The following is a 20,761-nucleotide window of genomic DNA, read 5'->3' on the forward strand; positions in this document are numbered from 1 at the left end:
GCTGTTTTACGCGTATGACAGGATACGGAGGACGGTTGTGGCGCACGTCTTCGGTGAACGCACTCTGGCCACACTGGAGCGTCTTCTGAGCCTGCTGTCGGCCTTTGAGGTCGTGGTATGGATGACGGATGGCTGGCCGCTGTATGAATCACGCCTGAAGGGAAAGCTGCACGTTATCAGCAAGCGTTACACTCAGCGCATTGAGCGACATAATCTGAATCTGAGACAACATCTGGCAAGGCTGGGACGGAAGTCACTGTCGTTCTCAAAATCGGTGGAGCTGCATGACAAGGTCATCGGGCATTATCTGAACATAAAACACTATCAGTAAGTTGGAGTCATTACCCCATTATCATTGTGTTCAGCACTGCGGGCGCGATGTTTTTAATCAGTATGCTGGCCGGTTTATTATTTAATGTTGATCCTGGTTCTCACCGTTTTATCATTATGATGACGTTGACAGGGTTGGCCCTGGTAATCATCGTGAATGCGGCATTAATGAGTGAACGGCCCATTTGGGTAATAAGTTGCTTAGTGATTGTGTTATGGCCAGGCATTATCTCGCATGGACGAAATAAGCTCCTTGAACTGGCAGGAAAATGCCATAGTGAAGAGTTGTGGAGTCCGGTTCGTTGCGCTTTTACAGGTGCATTAACACTCTATTACTATTTTATCGGCTTCTTTGGGATACTTGCCGCGATAGCTATAACGCTTGTCTGGCAAAGGCATACGCGTTTTTTTCATTAGTCGTGAATGCAGATACTAAAGAACTTAACTAAATTTCACATCGCCGCTTCATTTTTCGCCCGTAGCTTCTTCGCCTGGCTTTCCAGTAGCAGGTAACAGATCAGCGCCAGCAGCAGCGGGATAAAGTAATACAGGACGCGATAAGCGAGCAGCGCGGCGATAATGCTCCCTTTCGAGGTATGCTCCCCAGCCAGTAGTGCGATAAACACCGCTTCCAGCACACCGATCCCCGCCGGAATATGCACGATGACGCCAGCAATACTACTAACCAGTAACACGCCCAGTACAAAGAAATAGTTCACGCTTTGACCAAGTAACAGCCAGATAATCGCCCCCATTACCATCCAGTTAACGCTGGAAATCAGCATCTGAGTGAGGGCGAATTTCCATGAAGGCAGCACCAGCTTTTGCCCTTTGATGGTCATATGGCGGTGCTTCGCGAAAGCGCAAAACCACAAATAAACCGCGATAATCATCAGTAAGCCAATGCCGAGAATACGCAGCGTAGTTTGAGCGACATACCAGTGATCCGGCAACTCCACCACGCCTGCGGTAAAGATAATCCCTGCCAGTAAAATATAGCCCAGCCAGTTGGTGGTAATACTGAGCGAGAAAATCCGCGTAATAGTGCTGCCCGGTAACCCTAGTCGGGAGTACAAACGATAGCGCATACCAATGCCGCCGACCCAGGTACTGAGCGTCAGGTTGAAGGCGTAGCAGATAAACGACACCAGCATCACCTGGCGCTTCGCCAGTTTGTGACCGCAGTAAAAGCGGGCGAGCAGGTCATAGCAGCCGTAAATCAGATAGCTGACGACCACCAGCCCGACCGCACTAAGCAGCGCAACGCGATTGTAGTCGCGGATGACCTTCCAGACCTCTTCCCAGTCCACTTTTTTGGCGTAGACCACCAGCAACACAATCACCGCGATAAAAAACAGCCAGGTGAGGATCTTCTTTGCTAAGCGCTAGCGCGGGTGTGATTTACTCATCAGGGTTTTACCCCCGTGTTTTCAGTTTCTACCCGATCCTGCGTTTCCATTGTCGGTTGTGCGGGGGGATCAACCTGCGTCAGACGTGGTGTGTGTGCCGGATGCCAGCCAACCAGCGCCGGGAAGTGGCGTAAAAAGTGGAACTCCAGCACGCTTTTGGTCAGGTTCCACCAGGTGCGTTTGGGCAGCATGGTTTCATCCACCTGCTGACAATCTGCGGCAATAATGCCGTTCAGATTATCGCGCAGCGTCTGGTTAAAATGACGATCGTGGATGATGACATTTGCTTCGAGATTCAGTGACAAACTGAGCGGATCGAGATTACTGGACCCTACTGTCGCCCAGTGATCGTCCATCAATGCCACTTTGCCGTGGAGCGGGCGGCGGCGGTACTCAAAAACCTGAACGCCGCCTTTAACCAGATAGTTATACAGCAAGCGCGCACCGACTCTGACAATCGGCATATCCGGTTCGCCCTGAATGATCAGTTTGATCCGCACCCCGCGCCGTGCCGCTTTACGCAAGGCGTGTAAAAATCGATAGCCGGGGAAGAAGTAGGCGTTGGCGATAATCACTTCCCGCCGCGCCTGAGTGAGCATTTTCAGATAATGGGGTTCAATATCATCGCGATGTTCTTCGTTATCGCGCCAGACCAGCAATACCTGCGCTTCTCCCGGCTGGCGGTTCTCTTCCGCTTTGTGATGACGTCGCCACCAGCGCCGTGCCGCGCTCTGTCCAGGCAGGTTTTCCAGCTCAAACTGGAGAATATCTTCGACAATCGGCCCTTCAAGGCGTACCGCGTAATCCTGTTTAGCCTCTGGACCGTAGCTGGACATATGCTCGGCGGAGTAATTCAGCCCGCCAATAAAGGCGATACGCGCGTCGATCACCACAATTTTGCGATGCATCCGGCGAAACACATTGGTGCGCATACCAAAAAGGCGAGGGCGGGGATCGTAGTAGCGGAACACTACGCCAGCTGCCGTCAGTTTATTGACAAACTCATCGCTGAGATCCGGCGAACCGTAGCCATCCAGCAAGACTTCCGCTTTAACCCCGCGTTGCGCTGCTGCCAGTAGTGCCGCATGCAGCTGTTTGCCGACGTTATCCTCAAACCAGATAAACGTTTCAAGAATGATGCGTTCTTGTGCCTCGCCAATCGCCTTAAACACCGCGGGATAATATTGCTCGCCGTTTTCCAGCAACTGGATCTTATTGCCTTCGCGCCAGCTACATTTCATAAATGAATCTCCGCACTTAAAGGGGCATGATCAGAAAGGTGTCGCCATGTCCGCAGCGGCAACGCGGTTGGCGCGCTGGCGCTGGCATTTTTGACGTAGATCCTGTCCAGTCGTAGTAGAGGAAATTGCACCGGAAACGTGCGCGCCGGGCGTCCGTGGGCGCGGGTAAAAATCTCATCCAGTCCGGCCTGCACTTTTAACGGATGATTAGCTTTTTGCCGCCAGTCATTGAAATCACCCGCCACCAATACCGGTTCGCCGTCCGGTAGCTCATTCACCCCATCGCAAGCTGCGCCTGACGGTGCGCCTCACGCAGGCCCAGATGTACGCACATCACATGAATCGCTTTTCCGGTCATCGGCGGCACAATGCGGCAGTAGAGCACGCCGCGCTTTTCCGCACCATCGACCGAAACATCGCGATTCTCATAATGTTCAATGGGATAACGCGACAGTACGGCGTTGCCGTGATGCCCTTCCGGGTATACGGCATTGCGACCGTAGGCAAAATCGCTCCACATAGTGTCGGCGAGAAACTCGTAGTGCGAGGTATCGGGCCAGTTTTCCACATGCAGCGGATGAACTTCGTGCGCGCCCATCACTTCCTGCAGGCAAACAATATCGGCGCTGACGGTACGCACCGCGTCGCGAAGTTCCGGCAAAATGAAGCGTCGGTTAAACGCGGTAAAACCTTTTTGAATGTTGATGGTGAGCACCTTGAACGAAAATTGTTGTGTTTGATCGGGCATAATTTTCCTGTCTTTGCCTCTTATCTCATTGAAATAGTGTAGTCGGCGTCACAAAAAGGTGCGGTCTTACGGAATTTTCCGTAAAGTTCGGTACTCTGAGTAAGTAGAGATAAATTCTTCAGGAGAGAAGCCATGAAGTGGCAACAACGTGTTCGTGTCGCAACGGGTCTAAGTTGCTGGCAGATTATGTTGCATTTACTGGTAGTGGCGCTGCTGGTGGTGGGCTGGATGAGTAAGACTCTGGTTCACGTCGGCGTGGGATTATGCGCACTGTATTGTGTCACGGTAGTGATGATGTTGGTGTTTCAGCGCCACCCCGAGCAACGCTGGCGTGAGGTGGCAGACGTGTTGGAAGAGCTGACCACGACCTGGTATTTTGGCGCAGCGCTGATTGTGCTGTGGCTGTTGTCCCGCGTACTGGAAAACAACTTTTTGCTGGCAATTGCAGGGCTGGCAATCCTTGCCGGCGGCGGTAGTGTCTTTGCTGGCGAAAGATAAGAAGTTACATCACCTTACGTCTAAACATCGCGTACGCCGCTGACCCTGTCGTGGCCGTTATCACCAGTAGCGGCCACAAACTATTCCACACAATATCCAGACTCGCATCCTTCAAATAAATCTGCTTGGTAATGTCCGTAAAGTGGCGAATAGGGTTAATCCACGTCAGGTTTTGCAGCCATACTGGCATGTTTTCCACCGGCGAAACGTAACCGGAAAGGAGAATGGCGGGCATCATAAAGACAAACACGCCGATAAACGCCTGCTGTTGTGTCGAGCAGAGTGATGAAATCAACAGACCGAATCCCACCAGCGATAAACCGTAAATCACCATCGTAAAGTAGAACAGCGCCAGCGATCCGGCGAAGGGGATTTGATACGCCCAGATACCAATCGCCAGCACAATGGTGGCCTGGAAGGTGGCGACAATTAACGCCGGTACGGCTTTGCCGATGAAGATCTGCCAGGTGGTGAGCGGCGAAACCAGTAGCTGATCGAGCGTACCTTGTTCACGTTCGCGGGCGACGGAAAGTGAAGTGACGATCATTACGCCGATAGTGGTGATCATGGCGATCAGTGACGGCACCACAAACCATTTGTAGTCGAGATTCGGGTTATACCAGTTGCGTACCACAGCTCGCTGTTGTTAGGTTTCGGTTTTCCTTCCAGCAGTTCCTGCTGATAATTTTTGACGATCTGTTGCAGGTAGTTGGTGGCAATTTGCGCACTGTTGGAGTTACGCCCGTCGAGGATCAACTGCAACGGCGCGGTCTGGAAGGTATCCAGTTTGCGCGAGAAGTCAGCCGGGAAACGCACCAGGAGTAACGCCTTTTGTGTGTCGATGGTTGGGCGGATCTCCTGTGGGCTTTTCAGCAGCAGCACATGAGTAAAGGCGCTGGCGCGGGCAAAACGTTGGGTCAGCTCCACCGAATGCTCGCCGTTATCTTCATCGTAGATGGCGATGGTGGCGTTAGTCACTTCCAGCGTGGCGGCGAACGGGAACAGAATCACCTGAATAAGCACAGGTAAAATCAGAATCGCGCGGGTTTGCGGTTCGCGCAGCAGCGACTGCAACTCTTTGCGGATTAACGTCCATAAGCGATGAAACATGCTCTTCTCCCTAATCCAGCCGACGTTTGGTTTTCAGCCACGTCAGGCCGATAAACATCACCGCCGAAGCGATCAAAAACAGCACGTTTACCACCAGCACCACTGGAATATTCCCGGCGAGGAACAGGCTTTGCAGGGTGCTGACGAAATAACGAGCGGGAATAATGTACGTCACCGCGCGGATCACCGCGGGCATACTGTCGATCTGAAAAATAAAGCCGGAAAGCATAATCGACGGCAGAAAAGCGGCGTTCAGGGCGACCTGAGCGGCATTGAACTGGTTGCGGGTAATCGTGGAAATCAGCAGCCCCATCCCCAGGGTACTGAGTAAAAACAGGCTGGAGATAAAAAACAGAATCAGCAGCGACCCGCGATACGGCACGCCGAGAATAAACACTGACACCAGCATACACAGCAACATCGCCAGCATCCCGAGAAAGTAATAAGGGATCAGCTTACACAGCAGCAGTTCCGTGCGGGTAATCTCCGTAGAGAGCAGAGCCTCCATGGTGCCGCGTTCCCATTCTCGCGCCACCACCAGCGAGGTGAGAATCGCGCCGATGACCGTCATGATAATGGTCACCGCACCGGGGATAATGAAGTGCTGGCTAATCGCCGCCGGGTTAAACCAGTAGCGGGTTTGTACATCAATAAGCGGTTCAAAAGTCTGCCCGTTGTCCTCCGCTCGCTGCATTTGCCAGATCTGCCAGATCCCTTCGACATACCCCTGTACAAAGTTAGCGGTATTCGGCTCACTGCCGTCGGTGATCACCTGAATCGGTGCGGTGGCGTTGGCGCGCTCCATCTGTTCCGCAAAATCCACCGGAATAACCACCAGACCGCGAATTTTCCCCGCCTGCATTTTGGCGATCAGTTCCTGACGGTTATCGCTGATGGTGGCGTCGATGTAGGGCGAACCGGTCATGGTGTGGGTGAAATCCAGCGCCGCTTCGCTACGCTGTTCCAGTAAAATCCCGACCCGCAGCTTGCTGGAGTCGAGGTTAATGCCGTAACCAAAAATAAACAGCAGTAGCAGCGGGATCACTACCGCAATCAGCCAGCTACTCGGATCGCGAACGATCTGCCGCGTCTCTTTAACGCACAGCGCCCGTACGCGACGCCAGGACAGGATCGGGTTACTCATTGCTATGCTCCTTATCCCAGTCGTGGATCAACTGAATAAAGGCTTGCTCCATGGTGGGATCGGGTTGCTCGTCGTTGGCCGACTGCGCTTTCAAATCATCCGGCGTGCCGCTGGCAATTAATTTCCCACGGTACACCAGGCCGATGCGGTCGCAATATTCTGCTTCATCCATAAAGTGAGTGGTGACCATCACCGTGACGCCTTTCTCTACCATGCTGTTGATATGCAGCCAAAATTCGCGGCGGGTGAGGGGATCAACGCCGGACGTTGGTTCGTCGAGAAACAGAATGTCCGGTTCATGCATCAGCGAACAGGCCAGCGCCAGCCGCTGTTTAAAACCTAATGGCAGTTCATCGGTCGCGTGGGAGGCGATACTTTTCAGGCCAAATGCCTCGCTCATACGGGAGATTTTTTCGTTCTGCGCCCGACCGCGTAAGCCATACACACCAGAGAAAAAGCGTAAATTCTGTTCGACCGTCAGGTTGCCGTAGAGCGAAAATTTTTGCGCCATATAGCCGAGATGCTGGCGCGCTTTACCGGAACTCTCTTTCAGATCCATCCCCAGCACCAGCGCCTGGCCGGAAGTCGGCACCAGCAAACCGCACATCATCTTAAAGGTGGTCGATTTACCCGCGCCGTTTGGCCCCAGCAAACCAAAAATCTCCCCACGTTTAACGGCAAAGTTGACGTGATCGGTGGCGGCAAAATCACCAAATTTCTTGGTCAGTTCTTTCGCTTCGATCACCGTCTCGCCGGGTGTGCCTTCTACCGTATGCAATATTGCACCCAGCGGCGATTCTGAGGTTCCGGCACCACCCAGCAAATCAATAAATGCATCTTCAAAACGCGGCGTAGTTTCGTTGATGTTGATTTCCGGCATCCCGTCGGCATGGCGAATATCGTCTGGTGTGGCCTCTTTTTTGAGGATCAGACGTACCGATTTCCCCTGAATCATGCCGTCGCTGACCTGTGGCAGTTTCAAGGCGCGTTGCAACAGTTTGCGGTTGCCCTCGTGTGGACTGGTCATCAGAAAGCTGCGTCCGGCCATGGTTTGTGTCAGGGCTTTTGGTTCTCCCTGATACAGCAACTCGCCTTCATTCATCAGTAACACGTCACGGCACTGCTCGGCTTCGTCGAGATACGAGGTACTCCAGAGGATTAACATCCCTTCGCTTGCCAGCTCATGCACCATCTGCCACAGTTCGCGCCGTGAGATAGGGTCAACGCCGACGCCGGGTTCATCGAGCAGCAACACTTTCGGTTCGCCCACCAGGGTACAGGCCAGACCGAGTTTTTGTTTCATCCCACCGGAGAGCTTGCCCGCCAGGCGTCCGGTAAACGGCCCAAGAGACGTAAACTCCAGCAGGCGAGCAAAAGTTTGCTTACGTGCCTCGCCGGTGACGCTGCGCAAATCCGCGTACAGATTGAGGTTCTCCATCACCGTGAGATCTTCATACAGACCAAATTTCTGCGGCATATAGCCGAGCACGGCGTGCAGCGCGCCGTCGTTTTTGATTGGATCAAAGCCAATCATCGTGGCATTGCCGCTGTCGGGTTTCAGTAATCCCGCCAGCATCCGCATTAGCGTGGTTTTACCTGCACCATCCGGCCCCACCAGCCCCGTCACATAACCGGCGTGAATGGTACAATCGAGCGGCGCGACGGCGGGCTTGCCCATGCCCGGAAAGCGTTTTTCCAGGCCGTTCAGCGTGATAACGGCATCATTCATGTCCTGCCTCGTTACCGAATTGCACCGTCACCGGCATTCCCTGGCGTAACGCATCATCGGCGTCGGTCACCACAATACGCAGGCGATAGACGAGGTCGGTACGCAGATCCGGTGTTTCGACGGTTTTCGGGGTAAATTCAGCAGTCGGCGAAACGAAACCAATCTGCCCGTGATACGGCTTGTCCGGGCGACCATCGGTATAAAGCAGCACTTTGCGCCCCGGCTGGGCCTGGTCAAGATTCCGTTCATCAACATAAGCGCGCACCCACACCGGACGCGTTAGTGAAACGGTAAACACCGTGCCACCTTCATTGAGAACCGTGCCTGGCTCCACCGCGCGCGTTAACAGTGTGCCATCAGACGGTGCTATCAACGTTGAGTCCTGTAAATTCAGCTCCGCCTGCGCCAGTTGCGCCTGCGCCTGTTCGAGGCTGGCTTTCGCCTGAGCGATGTCCTGTTCACGGTTACCGGAACGGTACTGACGCAATTTATCCTGTGCTGATTTCAGCGTTGCCTGTGCCTGGTCGCGCGAGGAGCGGGCATTTTCCAGGTCATTTGCCGAAATGGTGCGGCTTTTCCACAGTCCTTGCTGGCGGTTATAGAAGTTCTGCGCATAGTCATAGGCGGCTTGCGCCTGTTTCACCGCTGCGGCGGCCTGAGCGATTTCTTCATCGCGATACCCGGCAAGCATCAGGTCATACTGCGCCTGTGCCACCGAGACGCCCGCTTTCACCTGCATCAGGGCAATCTCATACGGCTTGTGATCCAGTTCGCCCAGCACCTGGCCCGCTTTGATCGCATCACCTTCGTCCACCGCCAGCGATTCAACGCGCCCCCCAACACGGAAACTAAGATTCACCGTACGAATATCCACGTTGCCATACAGCTTCAGGCCGTTATCCTGGCGGCTTTGATACCACCAGTAGCCTCCGGCAACCACGGCGGCAAGTACCACTACCGCCAGTCCGATCACGACAGGTTTTTTCATCACTACAAACTCCTTTGCGATAATCCTTGCAAAATCAGGTCGATATGACAGGTCACCGTCTGGTTGATCAGTTCGGTCTTTTCTTCATCGAACGCGGTCCAGCCGGTACGTAACAGAATTGTTTCTTTGCCAAGACGGAACGCCAGAATCTCACCAATCAACGCATGGGTATGAAGGATCATGCGGGTGTCATTGGCGTCGCAGCCGGTCCAGGCGGCAATCAGGCGTGTCAGGTGGCTGTGTAGCGGACTAATCACCTGTTCGTGCACCAGGTGGTAGGCTGCCGTGGGAGAGAGCTGCTCACGGGAGATAAACTTGCTGAGGTTGACGGTGTCATCCTGGGTGAGCAGCTTAATCATGTTCCTGCAGGCGCGAAGGATCAGTTCACGGATGGCAGCCCGATCAGGCTGTGGTTGCGCGAACAAGCGTTCGGCTTCCTCGGCATGCGGACGGAACTGCTCGCCAATAAAATCGGCAATCCACTGGGCGCAGGCGAGGTACAAATCTTCTTTCGAACCGAAGTAGTAGGTGATGGCAGCGATATTCTGCCCGGCCTGGGCGGCTATCTCGCGAGTGGTGGTGTTCATTCCATATTCACCAAACTGCGCCAGTGCGGCAGCAATCAGCTGTTTTTTCGCCTGTTCACCCTTGATTGTCATGGCAGGATTATTCATCGCACAGTCCATTCTTAATCAAATGATTGATTAAGATTATGACTCCATAGGGGAGTTGTCCAGTATGGCTAAGAATTTTAGCAACGCCAGTCACAGGGATAATTTATGCGCTGCGTCACAAAAACTGCTACACTCCGCTCCCTCATGACATTGTGGTTTTTGTCATTTTCCTTTTCAGTATCTCCCTGAAAACTACACCGGTAACGGTCGGGGCGGTTCGGAGTAGTTATGTCTTTCGATTCTTTGGGTTTAAGCCCTGATATCCTGCGCGCCGTTGCCGAGCAGGGTTACCGTGAACCCACCCCTATTCAGCAGCAGGCGATCCCTGCGGTGCTGGAAGGCCGCGACCTGATGGCTAGCGCCCAGACCGGTACCGGTAAAACAGCGGGCTTTACGCTGCCGCTGTTGCAACACCTGATCACTCGCCAGCCGCACGCCAAAGGGCGTCGTCCGGTACGTGCGCTCATTCTTACCCCGACCCGTGAACTGGCTGCGCAGATTGGCGAAAACGTCCGTGATTACAGCAAATATTTGAACATTCGTTCGCTGGTGGTGTTTGGCGGTGTCAGCATTAACCCGCAAATGATGAAGCTGCGCGGCGGCGTTGATGTTCTGGTGGCAACACCGGGACGTTTGCTGGACCTGGAACATCAAAATGCAGTGAAGCTGGATCAGGTTGAAATCCTCGTCCTCGATGAAGCTGACCGCATGCTCGACATGGGCTTTATCCACGATATCCGTCGCGTGTTAACAAAACTGCCAGCGAAACGCCAGAACCTGCTGTTCTCTGCGACCTTCTCTGACGATATTAAAGCCCTGGCGGAAAAACTGTTGCACAACCCGCTGGAAATCGAAGTGGCACGCCGCAATACCGCGTCTGATCAGGTGACCCAGCACGTTCACTTTGTCGATAAGAAACGCAAACGCGAATTGCTGTCGCACATGATTGGTAAAGGGAACTGGCAGCAGGTGCTGGTGTTTACCCGTACCAAACACGGCGCTAACCATCTGGCTGAGCAGCTCAATAAAGATGGCATCCGTAGTGCGGCGATCCACGGGAATAAATCGCAAGGTGCGCGTACCCGTGCGCTGGCTGATTTTAAATCGAGTGACATTCGCGTACTGGTGGCGACCGATATCGCTGCGCGCGGTCTGGATATCGAAGAGTTGCCGCACGTCGTCAACTATGAACTGCCAAACGTACCGGAAGATTATGTCCACCGTATCGGGCGTACCGGTCGTGCGGCTGCTACCGGTGAAGCGTTGTCGCTGGTGTGTGTTGATGAACACAAACTGCTGCGTGATATCGAAAAACTGCTGAAAAAAGAGATCCCGCGCATTGCGATTCCGGGCTATGAGCCGGACCCGTCAATCAAAGCCGAACCGATCCAGAACGGTCGCCAGCAACGTGGCGGCGGCGGTCGTGGGCAAGGTGGTGGTCGCGGTCAACAGCAACCACGCCGTGGGGAAGGTGGCGCAAAATCTGCAAGCGCGAAACCTGCAGAAAAACCGTCTCGCCGCCTCGGCGATGCCAAACCGGCAGGCGAACAACAACGTCGCCGCCGTCCGCGTAAACCTGCCGCTGCGCAGTAATCTTTTATGCCGGGCTATGCCCGGCATCAGGCTGATGAACAAACGCAAAACTGCCTGATGCGCTACGCTTATCAGGCCTACGTTAACTCTGCAATATATTGAATTTGCATGCTTTTGTAGGCCGGATAAGGCGTTTACGCCGCATCCGGCATTTCACAACAAGCACTTGTCAGCAATTTGAGAACACGGGAAAAAATTTATCTGTTTTACCGCCCATAAGCCACCGAGACGTTACTTCTCTATAGCCAATTGTTCGCGCAACTCCATTAAAAGGTAGCCCAGTCGATTCTTGCCCTTACCATTACCACCGTCTCCCCAGTAAGCATCGTTTTCCGTATGCTCAACCAGTTTTGCGGGCGCGGTTGCCAGCAAGAGCGCACGCAGTTCTGCATGCTGTTCGAATTTAGCACGAAGTGCTTTACGCATCACCTGTTCTTTAACCGACTCCCAGTTTTTACGAAGTGGCTTGGAACGATTACGCCCCATGCGAGCGGCGACCATGGGGGAAGAAACCCGACGGATCTCTTCGCGGTATTTTTCATCAAGGAATTTTTGTGCCTGAAAATAGTGTTCGGAGGTGGGCCAGGTTTTCCCGTCAACCTTGATGGGCCAGGCGGCAAAGTTAGAAAAATCACCGTAGTCATCGCTGGTGCTGTAGAAATTTATGATGGTGTCTTGCATGACGTGTTGGATCCTTTGTGCTCGAACGGGCATTAAACCGCATTATGTTGGTGGTTATTGCGAGCCGCTTTCCAGAAACAGAAAAACCATTACCCCTGAAAACCGAAAAATGCCACAATATTGGCTGTTTATACAGTATTTCAGGTTTTCTCATGGCATTAACCGCCGCGCTTAAAGCGCAAATTGCCGCTTGGTATAAGGCGCTTCAGGAACAGATCCCCGACTTTATTCCCCGTGCGCCGCAGCGGCAGATGATTGCGGACGTCGCCAAAACGCTGGCCGGAGAAGAAGGGCGGCATCTGGCGATTGAAGCCCCCACCGGCGTTGGGAAAACGCTCTCCTATTTGATCCCCGGCATCGCCATTGCCCGCGAAGAGCAAAAAACGCTGGTGGTGAGTACCGCCAACGTGGCGTTGCAGGATCAGATTTACAGCAAAGATTTACCGCTGCTGAAAAAGATCATTCCCGATCTTAAATTCACTGCCGCTTTCGGGCGTGGGCGCTACGTTTGTCCGCGTAATCTGACGGCGCTCGCCAGCACTGAACCCACGCAACAGGATCTGCTGGCGTTTCTTGACGACGAACTGACGCCAAATAATCAGGAAGAGCAAAAACGTTGTGCGAAGCTGAAGGGCGATCTCGACACTTATAAATGGGATGGTCTGCGCGATCATACGGATATCGCTATAGATGATGATCTCTGGCGTCGTTTGAGTACCGACAAAGCCAGCTGCCTTAACCGTAACTGTTACTACTATCGTGAATGCCCGTTTTTTGTTGCTCGTCGGGAGATTCAGGAAGCGGAAGTGGTGGTGGCAAACCATGCGCTGGTGATGGCGGCGATGGAAAGCGAAGCCGTACTGCCTGACCCGAAAAATCTGCTGCTGGTGCTGGACGAAGGTCATCACCTGCCAGATGTGGCCCGGGATGCGCTGGAGATGAGCGCTGAAATCACCGCGCCCTGGTATCGACTACAGCTGGACTTGTTCACGAAACTGGTCGCTACCTGCATGGAGCAGTTTCGCCCGAAGACCATCCCACCGCTGGCGATCCCTGAACGTTTGAATGCGCATTGTGAAGAGTTGTATGAGCTTATCGCCTCGTTAAACAACATTCTCAATCTCTACATGCCTGCCGGGCAGGAGGTAGAGCACCGTTTTGCGATGGGCGAACTGCCTGATGAAGTGCTGGAGATCTGCCAGCGGCTGGCAAAACTCACCGAGATGCTGCGTGGTCTGGCGGAGTTATTTCTTAACGATTTAAGTGAGAAAACCGGCAGCCACGATATTGTGCGTCTGCATCGGTTGATTTTGCAGATGAACCGCGCGTTGGGGATGTTCGAGGCGCAAAGCAAACTCTGGCGGCTGGCGTCTCTGGCGCAATCTTCCGGTGCGCCGGTGACCAAATGGGCGACGCGGGAAGAGCGCGAAGGGCAGCTGCATCTCTGGTTTCACTGCGTGGGAATACGTGTCAGCGATCAGCTGGAAAGGCTGCTGTGGCGCAGTATTCCGCACATTATTGTCACCTCCGCAACCTTGCGTTCGCTGAACAGTTTTTCGCGTTTGCAGGAGATGAGCGGGCTGAAAGAGAAAGCGGGCGACCGTTTTGTGGCGCTGGATTCCCCCTTTAACCACTGCGAACAGGGCAAAATTGTTATTCCCCGGATGCGCTTTGAGCCTTCCATCGACAACGAAGAGCAGCATATTGCCGAAATGGCGGCCTTTTTCCGTGAGCAGGTGGAGAGCAAAAAACATCTCGGTATGTTGGTACTGTTTGCCAGCGGACGGGCGATGCAGCGCTTTCTCGACTATGTGACGGATTTACGCCTGATGCTGCTGGTGCAGGGCGATCAGCCGCGTTATCGCTTAGTTGAACTGCACCGCAAACGCGTTGCCAACGGTGAGCGTAGTGTGCTGGTGGGCTTACAGTCATTTGCCGAAGGGCTTGATTTGAAAGGTGATCTGCTCAGCCAGGTGCATATCCACAAAATCGCTTTTCCGCCCATCGACAGCCCGGTGGTGATCACCGAAGGGGAATGGCTGAAAAGCCTCAACCGCTATCCGTTTGAGGTGCAAAGCCTGCCGAGCGCCTCGTTTAACCTGATTCAGCAGGTTGGGCGACTGATTCGAAGCCACGGTTGCTGGGGCGAAGTGGTTATCTACGACAAACGCTTGCTGACCAAAAATTATGGCAAGCGACTACTGGATGCATTACCGGTATTTCCGATAGAGCAACCGGAAGTCCCTGAAGGTATAGTTAAAAAGAAAGAAAAAACGAAATCCCCACGCCGTCGGCGGCGTTAATGATGTGAGTCAGGTAAGGAGTCGTAAATGGACTATCGCAAAATCATTAAAGAGATCGGGCGCGGGAAAAACCACGCGCGCGATTTAGACCGGGATACTGCGCGCGGTCTGTATGCCCATATGCTCAATGGTGAAGTCCCTGACCTTGAGTTGGGCGGCGTATTGATTGCGCTACGTATCAAAGGGGAAGGGGAAGCAGAGATGCTCGGCTTTTACGAAGCCATGCAAAATCACACCATCAAGCTGACGCCGCCTGCAGGCAAGCCGATGCCGATTGTCATCCCCAGTTACAACGGCGCGCGTAAACAGGCCAACCTGACGCCGTTGTTGGCTATTCTCCTGCACAAACTCGGTTTTCCTGTGGTGGTTCACGGGGTTAGCGAAGATCCAACTCGCGTGCTGACAGAAACCATTTTCGAACTGATGGGTATTACACCAACGTTGCACGGCGGGCAGGCGCAGGCGAAGCTCGACGAACATCAACCGGTGTTTATGCCTGTCGGCGCGTTTTGCCCGCCGCTGGAAAAACAACTGGCGATGCGCTGGCGGATGGGCGTGCGTAACAGTGCACATACCCTGGCGAAACTGGCGACGCCATTTGCCGAAGGTGAGGCGCTGCGTCTTTCCAGCGTTTCGCATCCGGAATACATCGGGCGAGTCGCGAAGTTCTTTAGCGATATCGGCGGGCGGGCGCTACTAATGCATGGTACTGAAGGCGAAGTGTATGCTAATCCGCAGCGCTGCCCGCAGATCAATCTCATTGACCGTGAAGGGATGCGGGTGCTGTATGAAAAACAGGACACTGCTGGTAGCGAGTTACTGCCACAAGCAAAAGACCCAGAAACCACGGCGCAGTGGATTGAGCGTTGCCTTGCTGGCAGCGAACCGATTCCCGAATCGCTGAAAATCCAGATGGCTTGCTGCCTGGAGGCTACGGGTGAAGCGGCAACTATCAGCGACGGCCTGGCGCGCGTTAATCAGGCATTTTAATTCTTTTCTCAGCCGGATGAGCCATGTCATCCGGCTTTTACCCCACCGCAATATGAAATTCCTGCATCTTTATTGACCTTCCCGCGCCCGGCGTGCAGCATAAAAAAACAACAAACACATAACATAAACAGGAGTTAACCATGGAAAGTGGTCATCGCTTTGATGCTCAGACGCTGCACAGTTTTATTCAGGCTGTATTTCGTCAGATGGGTAGCGAGGAACAAGAAGCGAAATTAGTGGCCGATCATTTAATCGCGGCAAACCTGGCAGGGCATGATTCTCATGGTATTGGCATGATCCCAAGCTATGTGCGTTCCTGGAGTCAGGGGCATCTGCAAATTAACCATCATGCCAAAATCGTTAAAGAGGCGGGGGCGGCAGTCACGCTCGATGGCGATCGCGCATTCGGTCAGGTCGCGGCACACGAAGCGATGGCGCTGGGGATTGAGAAAGCGCATCAGCACGGTATTGCTGCCGTGGCGCTACATAACTCGCATCATATCGGCCGTATCGGTTACTGGGCGGAGCAGTGTGCAGCGGCGGGGTTTGTCTCTATCCACTTTGTTAGCGTGGTCGGTATTCCAATGGTCGCACCGTTCCACGGTCGCGACAGCCGCTTTGGCACCAATCCGTTCTGTGTGGTTTTCCCTCGTAAAGATAATTTCCCGCTGTTGCTTGATTACGCCACCAGCGCCATCGCATTTGGTAAAACTCGCGTCGCCTGGCATAAAGGCGTCCCCGTGCCGCCAGGTTGCCTGATTGACGTTAACGGCGTGCCGACGACCAATCCGGCGGTAATGCAGGAGTCGCCGTTGGGGTCGCTGTTGACCTTTGCCGAACATAAAGGCTACGCCCTTGCAGCGATGTGTGAAATTCTTGGCGGGGCGCTTTCTGGCGGTAAAACGACGCATCAGGAAACGTTACAAACCAGTCCCGATGCCATTCTTAACTGCATGACCACTATCATCATCAACCCGGAACTGTTCGGCGCGCCGGATTGTAGCGCGCAGACTGAAGCCTTTGCCGAGTGGGTGAAAGCCTCGCCGCATGATGACGATAAGCCGATTTTGCTACCGGGCGAGTGGGAAGTGAACACGCGTCGCGAACGGCAGGAGCAGGGGATTCCATTGGATGCGGGAAGCTGGCAGGCCATTTGTGATGCGGCGCGGCAGATTGGTATGTCGGAAGAGACGTTGCAGGCTTTCTGTCAGCAGTTAGCCAGCTAAAAAAAGCCCGTCCAGTAACGGACGGGCAAACAAGGGTAATATAGGATCAATGAGGGTTAGAGCATATGCGTCTGTCGGCAAACAGACAGGGAAATACTTGTGCTGGACGTAGCGTAACCGCCTGATCCGTCCAACGGTTCGGATTTTGTAGGCCTGATAAGACGCGGTAGCGTCGCATCAGGCATCTGTTGCCGGATGCGGCGTAAACGCCTTATCCGTCCTACGAATTACTTATAAATTACCGCAGTACCGCTTAATTTATTGTTGTTGGTGGCAGAAGTGATGCTGTATCCACTGGCACCGGCTGCCGCGGCTTTCTCAGTCAGTTTCGCTTCCAGGGCATCGAGGGTGGATGCGCCATCGGCAGAAACCACGCCGATTTTATTCATGTTCTGTGCCTGGGATGCCGTTACCGGTTCCGCCGCGAACACGCCAAATGATAGAGTTGAAAGAGCCATAGCAGCAACAACAGTATTGATAGTTTTCATAATTAATCTCTCGCAGGTGATTTTTGTATAAGTGACGTTGTTTCGTCGATGTGATGAGTATCACGTTTTTTTTCGAGAGATAAAATCGAAGAGAATTGACCGCCTTGTTCAAATAAATTGATTGACATCTAACATACTGATAAACCATTTATTTGTTGTACTTATGGACTTGTTTTATGCCGCGTGGCAGTCACAGCAGCGTTAAAGGCACGGAATGCCACGCAAAATACAAATTATACTCGCTATGCATCTCGCCAGTTGTAGTTAACGTAACTGGCTGTCTTTCGAACCTCTGCGATTATATCCTGTATACGCTGGTTTTTGTAAATCTTTCTCCTGCTGACAATGAATACATAAGCGCACGCCAGGAATGGCTTCCCGACGGGCTTGCGGGATGGGGGCACCGCACTCTTCACATTCATACAGGCTTTAGCCACGCGGAATTTCACCCCGAGCGCGGGCAATCGCATCTTCAATTGTACTGTTGATCTGTTCGTTGACGGCGTCATCGTTAGCCCAACCGGATGCCATATCGTCCTCCCCATATCAATGCTTGTACAGTTAAGTGTAGCTAATATAGGGACGAACCTGGGCAGTTCAAGCGTCAGATCTCCGACCATTCCCGCAGCAGATTATGATAAAGATTGAGCAGCGACAGGATCTCTTCATTTTCACCATAGCGGCTTTTCAGCGACTGAATATTTTTGTCTAGTTCAAACAGCATGGCGCGCTTTTTATCATCGCGGATCATCGACTGGATCCACATAAATGATGCCACTCGTACGCCGCGGGTTACGGGTGTCACGCAATGCAGGCTGCTGGAGGGATACAACACGAGATCACCTGCCGGGAGTTTTACCCGATGTTGTCCGAAGGTGTCATTAACGACCAGTTCGCCGCCGTCGTAGCTTTGTGGATCGCTTAAAAACAGCGTGGCAGAAAGGTCAGTGCGCATCCAGCCGTTTTGTGGATGGCTGCGTACTGCGCCATCCACATGAAACCATAGGTTTCATTGTTCTGATAGCGATTAAACAGCGGCGTGGAAAGGGTACGCGGCAAGGCCGCGGCAAAGAATAAAGCATGTTGGTTAACCGCGTTCAGCACCTCATTTTGCAGGGCGGCGTATAACGTGCTGCGGGTGTCTACCTGTTGATTGTTCTTAACTTGCGCACCTTGTGCGCCGGTGGTGACGCGTCCATCCACCCATTCGGCTTGTTCCAGTTGTTCGCGAAAACGAGCGACGTCCTGTGGCGATAACACGCCGGGAATGTGGTACATCATACAATTTCTCCAAAAAGTGGGGCCTGCGCCCCACATCTGAATCAGAAATGCATATTGGCTGTGAGCAAGAAGGTTCTTGGCTTGCCCGGGTGATAACGGTAGCCGCTCTTGTTGATTGAGGCGACGTAATCGGTATCAAACAGGTTGTAAACGTTTAGCTGGAAGTCGAGATTGCGATTAACCCGATACCCCAGTTTGGCATCGGCGACCCAGTAACCTTCGGTAAACGCTGGCGTTCCCACCGCGCCGTCTGAACCTTTATGCATACTGCCGATATAGCGTGCGCCCGCGCCAACAGAGATATCATCGGTTGCCTGATACTGGCTCCATAAGGTGAAGGCGTGCTCCGGGGTATACGGCAGCGATGAGGAACCATCCTGGGCAACATCTTTGCCGTTTTTGATGGTTGCTTTTTGCTGGGTATAGCCGCCAATCACCTGCCACGCGGGAGTGATATTCCCGGCCACGGATATCTCATAGCCTTCGACACGTTTCTTACCGTATTGCGAGTAAGTTCCGTCATCATTTTGCTCAACTTCATTTTCGATATCAGTACGGAACAGTGCGGCGGTGAGCAACAGGCGTTTATCCAGAACCTGCCATTTGGTGCCAATCTCGCTGGTGTTGGCTTTTTGCGGTTTAAAATCTGTGCGGTTGGCACTGTTACCGCTGCCAGACTGCGCAAGGGCGAAGTTGTTGCCGCCCGGAGGCTGCTGGGAAACGGCATAGTTAATATAGACATTACCGTTTTCCGTCAGGTGATACAGCGCCCCGGCTTTCCAGTTCACCAGATTGCCCGACTTGGCGGTGTCGACGGTGGTGACCGGAGAACCTTTTGCCACACCAGCTGGGCAGGTGATGGCACCGCGTCCGCTGCCGCCGCAGGCGGTGGCACTGTCATATTCAGTATGATAATTATCCAGACGGATCCCGCCGTTCAGCTCAAAATCACGGGTGATTTGCAGCGTATCAAAGGCGTAAATTGCGAAGGTATCCGTCTGACCATTGGCGTTTGCGCCGTTGCGCGTCAGGCCGCCGGGATGAATGCTGCTGTCAGGATGATAAATATTTACCGCGGGTAACGTCACCGGATTAACGCCGTAGTTAGTCTGCGTTTCACGGGTAAATTCCACGCCGGTACTGACATCATGACCGATAGAACCGGTATAGAACGTCGAGGTCAGGTTGGTCTGGTTGGTGAGAATTTTATTACTCACATCTTTGGTATTCGCCGTGCGTGACCAGGTCCAGCTATTCACATCGCTGGTGGGCTGAGTAATATTCGACGCCCCGCCCATAATCGCCGTCATCAGGTAATCCTGCTTTACGCGCGACCAACGGGTAGTATTGCGAATGGTGGTGTTATCGTTGATGTCGTGCTCAAAACGCATGGTGGCGGTGTCGGTGGTCGAATCGTCGTAATCGGAATCCGTGCCGTAAAAGTTATGAGTATCAACTTTTCCGGAATGATTCAGGGCCGCCGTTCCCGCAGATGGGGCAGAATAGCCCGGCAAACCGATGGTCGGAATGCCGCCGTCTGGCGTGTTGTGCTGGGTGACATGCAGATAATTAAGATACAAACGATTCGCTGTACCAAGGCCAAAAGCGACAGAAGGGGCGACGCCGTAACGCTCATTTTTGACTTTGTCGCGTCCGGCATCGTGCGTTTTTTCGCCCATTACATTCAGGCGCACCGCGGTGGTATCACCAATGACCTGATTGACGTCCAGCGTGCCGCGGCGGAACCAGGCGCTGCCAATACTGGCGGAGGCGTCAATGCCGGAATCATTGCGCGGCTGTTTGCTGATCATATTGATCGAGCCCGTCGGTGCGCTGTGCCCGTAGTCGGTGCCGGACGGCCCTTTAATCACTTCGACCTGCTCGGTATTGAAGGTGTCGCGCGAGACGCTGCCGATATCGCGAATGCCATCAATATAAATACTGTTAGAGGTATCGGCACCACGCATATAAATGGCGTCGCCAGTGGTGGAGTTACCGTTCTCACCCGCCAAAAACGCACCCACGCCGGGGTAATGCCAGTCAGTTAAGCAACTGACTGGCTCTTTTCGGGGCTGTGGGGTATTTCCAGGGCCTCTCCTTTACCACTCTCGGGAAGGCCCTTCCCCTTCTCGTCGGTAATTTCACAAGTTGTCCCATACTTGCAAGATCGCGCATCAGCTCCGGTATACGTCCCGGTGAAGCGCCCTGCAATGTCATCAGCATTCTCATCACCATTCCGCATGATTCTGAGAAACTCAGTTGATTCGGCCAGTAACCTTTCAGATGTTCCGCCATTTTAATCATCTGATATCTCACCAGATTATAAGC

At 53.3% G+C, this 20,761-nt stretch carries 13 protein-coding genes and 9 pseudogenes; 8 read left to right on the plus strand and 14 right to left on the minus strand.

The features are described from left to right. Positions 1 to 331 (plus strand): annotated as a pseudogene (locus BHE85_RS22365) (IS1-like element IS1X2 family transposase); the annotation flags it as partial. Positions 332 to 342: 11 nt separating this feature from the next. After that, positions 343 to 747 (plus strand): annotated as a pseudogene (locus BHE85_RS22370) (Bax inhibitor-1 family protein); the annotation flags it as partial. 35 nt (positions 748 to 782) lie between these two features. Here BHE85_RS22370 and BHE85_RS22375 read toward each other — a convergent pair. The 3 genes and pseudogenes from BHE85_RS22375 to BHE85_RS22385 form a co-directional block, all read right to left on the minus strand. Further along, entirely contained in the window at positions 783 to 1,700 is a 918-nt protein-coding gene (locus BHE85_RS22375) for a lysylphosphatidylglycerol synthase domain-containing protein (RefSeq protein WP_226342184.1), read from the minus strand. A 38-nt stretch (positions 1,701 to 1,738) separates the two neighbouring features. Next, the gene (gene clsB / locus BHE85_RS22380) at positions 1,739 to 2,980 is read right to left on the minus strand and encodes a cardiolipin synthase ClsB (RefSeq protein WP_039064018.1); all 1,242 of its coding nucleotides are present in this window, start codon (positions 2,978 to 2,980) and stop codon (positions 1,739 to 1,741) included. Continuing rightward, positions 2,977 to 3,728 (minus strand): annotated as a pseudogene (locus tag BHE85_RS22385) (endonuclease/exonuclease/phosphatase family protein). The gene clsB and the pseudogene BHE85_RS22385 overlap by 4 nt, the downstream one beginning before the upstream one ends. A gap of 132 nt (positions 3,729 to 3,860) precedes the next feature. Between BHE85_RS22385 and BHE85_RS22390 the strand changes: the two are divergent. Next, a pseudogene (locus BHE85_RS22390) lies at positions 3,861 to 4,269 on the plus strand (YbhQ family protein). On the opposite strand, the pseudogene BHE85_RS22395 reads toward BHE85_RS22390, so the two are convergent. From BHE85_RS22395 to cecR, 5 genes and pseudogenes are all read right to left on the minus strand, one after another. After that, positions 4,231 to 5,336 (minus strand): annotated as a pseudogene (locus BHE85_RS22395) (ABC transporter permease). The pseudogenes BHE85_RS22390 and BHE85_RS22395 overlap by 39 nt on opposite strands. Positions 5,337 to 5,346: 10 nt before the next feature. Continuing rightward, positions 5,347 to 6,480: an ABC transporter permease gene (locus tag BHE85_RS22400; RefSeq protein ID WP_000070131.1), complete on the minus strand. Its 1,134-nt coding sequence runs from the start codon at positions 6,478 to 6,480 to the stop codon at positions 5,347 to 5,349. Then, positions 6,473 to 8,209 carry an ATP-binding cassette domain-containing protein gene (locus BHE85_RS22405; protein WP_000997119.1) on the minus strand — a complete coding sequence of 579 codons (1,737 nt, stop codon included), beginning with the start codon at positions 8,207 to 8,209 and terminating at the stop codon, positions 6,473 to 6,475. The genes BHE85_RS22400 and BHE85_RS22405 overlap by 8 nt, the downstream gene beginning before the upstream one ends. After that, on the minus strand, positions 8,202 to 9,197 hold the full coding sequence (gene hlyD / locus BHE85_RS22410) for a secretion protein HlyD (RefSeq protein WP_005007432.1): 996 nt from the start codon (positions 9,195 to 9,197) through the stop codon (positions 8,202 to 8,204). The genes BHE85_RS22405 and hlyD overlap by 8 nt, the downstream gene beginning before the upstream one ends. A gap of 2 nt (positions 9,198 to 9,199) precedes the next feature. Next, the gene (gene cecR, locus BHE85_RS22415) at positions 9,200 to 9,871 is read right to left on the minus strand and encodes a DNA-binding transcriptional regulator CecR (protein WP_001447036.1); all 672 of its coding nucleotides are present in this window, start codon (positions 9,869 to 9,871) and stop codon (positions 9,200 to 9,202) included. Positions 9,872 to 10,099: 228 nt separating this feature from the next. Here cecR and rhlE point away from each other — a divergent pair, with 228 nt between their 5' ends. Continuing rightward, positions 10,100 to 11,464 (plus strand): ATP-dependent RNA helicase RhlE, encoded by a 1,365-nt coding sequence (gene rhlE, locus BHE85_RS22420; protein WP_000007125.1) that lies wholly within the window; start codon positions 10,100 to 10,102, stop codon positions 11,462 to 11,464. 231 nt (positions 11,465 to 11,695) lie between these two features. Here rhlE and ybiA read toward each other — a convergent pair whose 3' ends face one another. Beyond that, a complete protein-coding gene (gene ybiA / locus BHE85_RS22425; RefSeq protein ID WP_001145132.1) occupies positions 11,696 to 12,178 on the minus strand; it encodes an N-glycosidase YbiA in 483 nt (160 codons plus the stop codon). A 119-nt stretch (positions 12,179 to 12,297) separates the two neighbouring features. Here ybiA and dinG point away from each other — a divergent pair, with 119 nt between their 5' ends. The 4 genes from dinG (at position 12,298) to ybiE (ending at position 16,789) form a co-directional block, all read left to right on the plus strand. Further along, on the plus strand, positions 12,298 to 14,448 hold the full coding sequence (gene dinG / locus BHE85_RS22430) for an ATP-dependent DNA helicase DinG (protein ID WP_039064037.1): 2,151 nt from the start codon (positions 12,298 to 12,300) through the stop codon (positions 14,446 to 14,448). Positions 14,449 to 14,475: 27 nt separating this feature from the next. Next, the gene (gene ybiB, locus BHE85_RS22435; RefSeq protein ID WP_000386548.1) at positions 14,476 to 15,438 is read left to right on the plus strand and encodes a DNA-binding protein YbiB; all 963 of its coding nucleotides are present in this window, start codon (positions 14,476 to 14,478) and stop codon (positions 15,436 to 15,438) included. Positions 15,439 to 15,578: 140 nt separating this feature from the next. Continuing rightward, positions 15,579 to 16,664, plus strand: a complete 1,086-nt coding sequence (gene hcxB / locus BHE85_RS22440; protein WP_000443512.1) for a hydroxycarboxylate dehydrogenase HcXB — start codon at positions 15,579 to 15,581, stop codon at positions 16,662 to 16,664. Between the two features lie 65 nt (positions 16,665 to 16,729). Further along, positions 16,730 to 16,789 (plus strand): hypothetical protein, encoded by a 60-nt coding sequence (gene ybiE, locus BHE85_RS27890; RefSeq protein ID WP_212734348.1) that lies wholly within the window; start codon positions 16,730 to 16,732, stop codon positions 16,787 to 16,789. Positions 16,790 to 16,891: 102 nt separating this feature from the next. On the opposite strand, the gene ybiJ is transcribed toward ybiE, so the two are convergent. The 5 genes and pseudogenes from ybiJ to BHE85_RS22465 all read right to left on the minus strand — a co-directional run. Then, positions 16,892 to 17,152: a DUF1471 family protein YbiJ gene (gene ybiJ, locus BHE85_RS22445; RefSeq protein ID WP_000849304.1), complete on the minus strand. Its 261-nt coding sequence runs from the start codon at positions 17,150 to 17,152 to the stop codon at positions 16,892 to 16,894. A 264-nt stretch (positions 17,153 to 17,416) separates the two neighbouring features. Next, positions 17,417 to 17,683 (minus strand): annotated as a pseudogene (ybiI, locus tag BHE85_RS22450) (C4-type zinc finger protein YbiI). A gap of 73 nt (positions 17,684 to 17,756) precedes the next feature. Then, positions 17,757 to 18,433 (minus strand): annotated as a pseudogene (gene ybiX, locus BHE85_RS22455) (PKHD-type hydroxylase YbiX). 41 nt (positions 18,434 to 18,474) lie between these two features. Further along, a pseudogene (locus BHE85_RS22460) lies at positions 18,475 to 20,463 on the minus strand (catecholate siderophore receptor Fiu); the annotation flags it as partial. A 10-nt stretch (positions 20,464 to 20,473) separates the two neighbouring features. After that, a pseudogene (locus BHE85_RS22465) lies at positions 20,474 to 20,761 on the minus strand (IS4 family transposase); the annotation flags it as partial.

It is taken from the genome of Shigella sp. FC1567, assembly GCF_001743015.1.
GTDB lineage: Bacteria > Pseudomonadota > Gammaproteobacteria > Enterobacterales > Enterobacteriaceae > Escherichia > Escherichia coli.

Bases quoted from the DNA above. Each gene is read 5' to 3' on its own strand.
- dinG (WP_039064037.1), top strand. From the start codon at position 12,298: ATGGCATTAACCGCCGCGCTTAAAGCGCAAATTGCCGCTTGGTATAAG.
- hlyD (WP_005007432.1), bottom strand. From the start codon at position 9,197: ATGAAAAAACCTGTCGTGATCGGACTGGCGGTAGTGGTACTTGCCGCC.
- cecR (WP_001447036.1), bottom strand. From the start codon at position 9,871: ATGAATAATCCTGCCATGACAATCAAGGGTGAACAGGCGAAAAAACAG.
- clsB (WP_039064018.1), bottom strand. From the start codon at position 2,980: ATGAAATGTAGCTGGCGCGAAGGCAATAAGATCCAGTTGCTGGAAAAC.
- BHE85_RS22400 (WP_000070131.1), bottom strand. From the start codon at position 6,480: ATGAGTAACCCGATCCTGTCCTGGCGTCGCGTACGGGCGCTGTGCGTT.
- ybiJ (WP_000849304.1), bottom strand. From the start codon at position 17,152: ATGAAAACTATCAATACTGTTGTTGCTGCTATGGCTCTTTCAACTCTA.
- ybiA (WP_001145132.1), bottom strand. From the start codon at position 12,178: ATGCCCGTTCGAGCACAAAGGATCCAACACGTCATGCAAGACACCATC.
- rhlE (WP_000007125.1), top strand. From the start codon at position 10,100: ATGTCTTTCGATTCTTTGGGTTTAAGCCCTGATATCCTGCGCGCCGTT.
- ybiB (WP_000386548.1), top strand. From the start codon at position 14,476: ATGGACTATCGCAAAATCATTAAAGAGATCGGGCGCGGGAAAAACCAC.
- hcxB (WP_000443512.1), top strand. From the start codon at position 15,579: ATGGAAAGTGGTCATCGCTTTGATGCTCAGACGCTGCACAGTTTTATT.
- BHE85_RS22405 (WP_000997119.1), bottom strand. From the start codon at position 8,209: ATGAATGATGCCGTTATCACGCTGAACGGCCTGGAAAAACGCTTTCCG.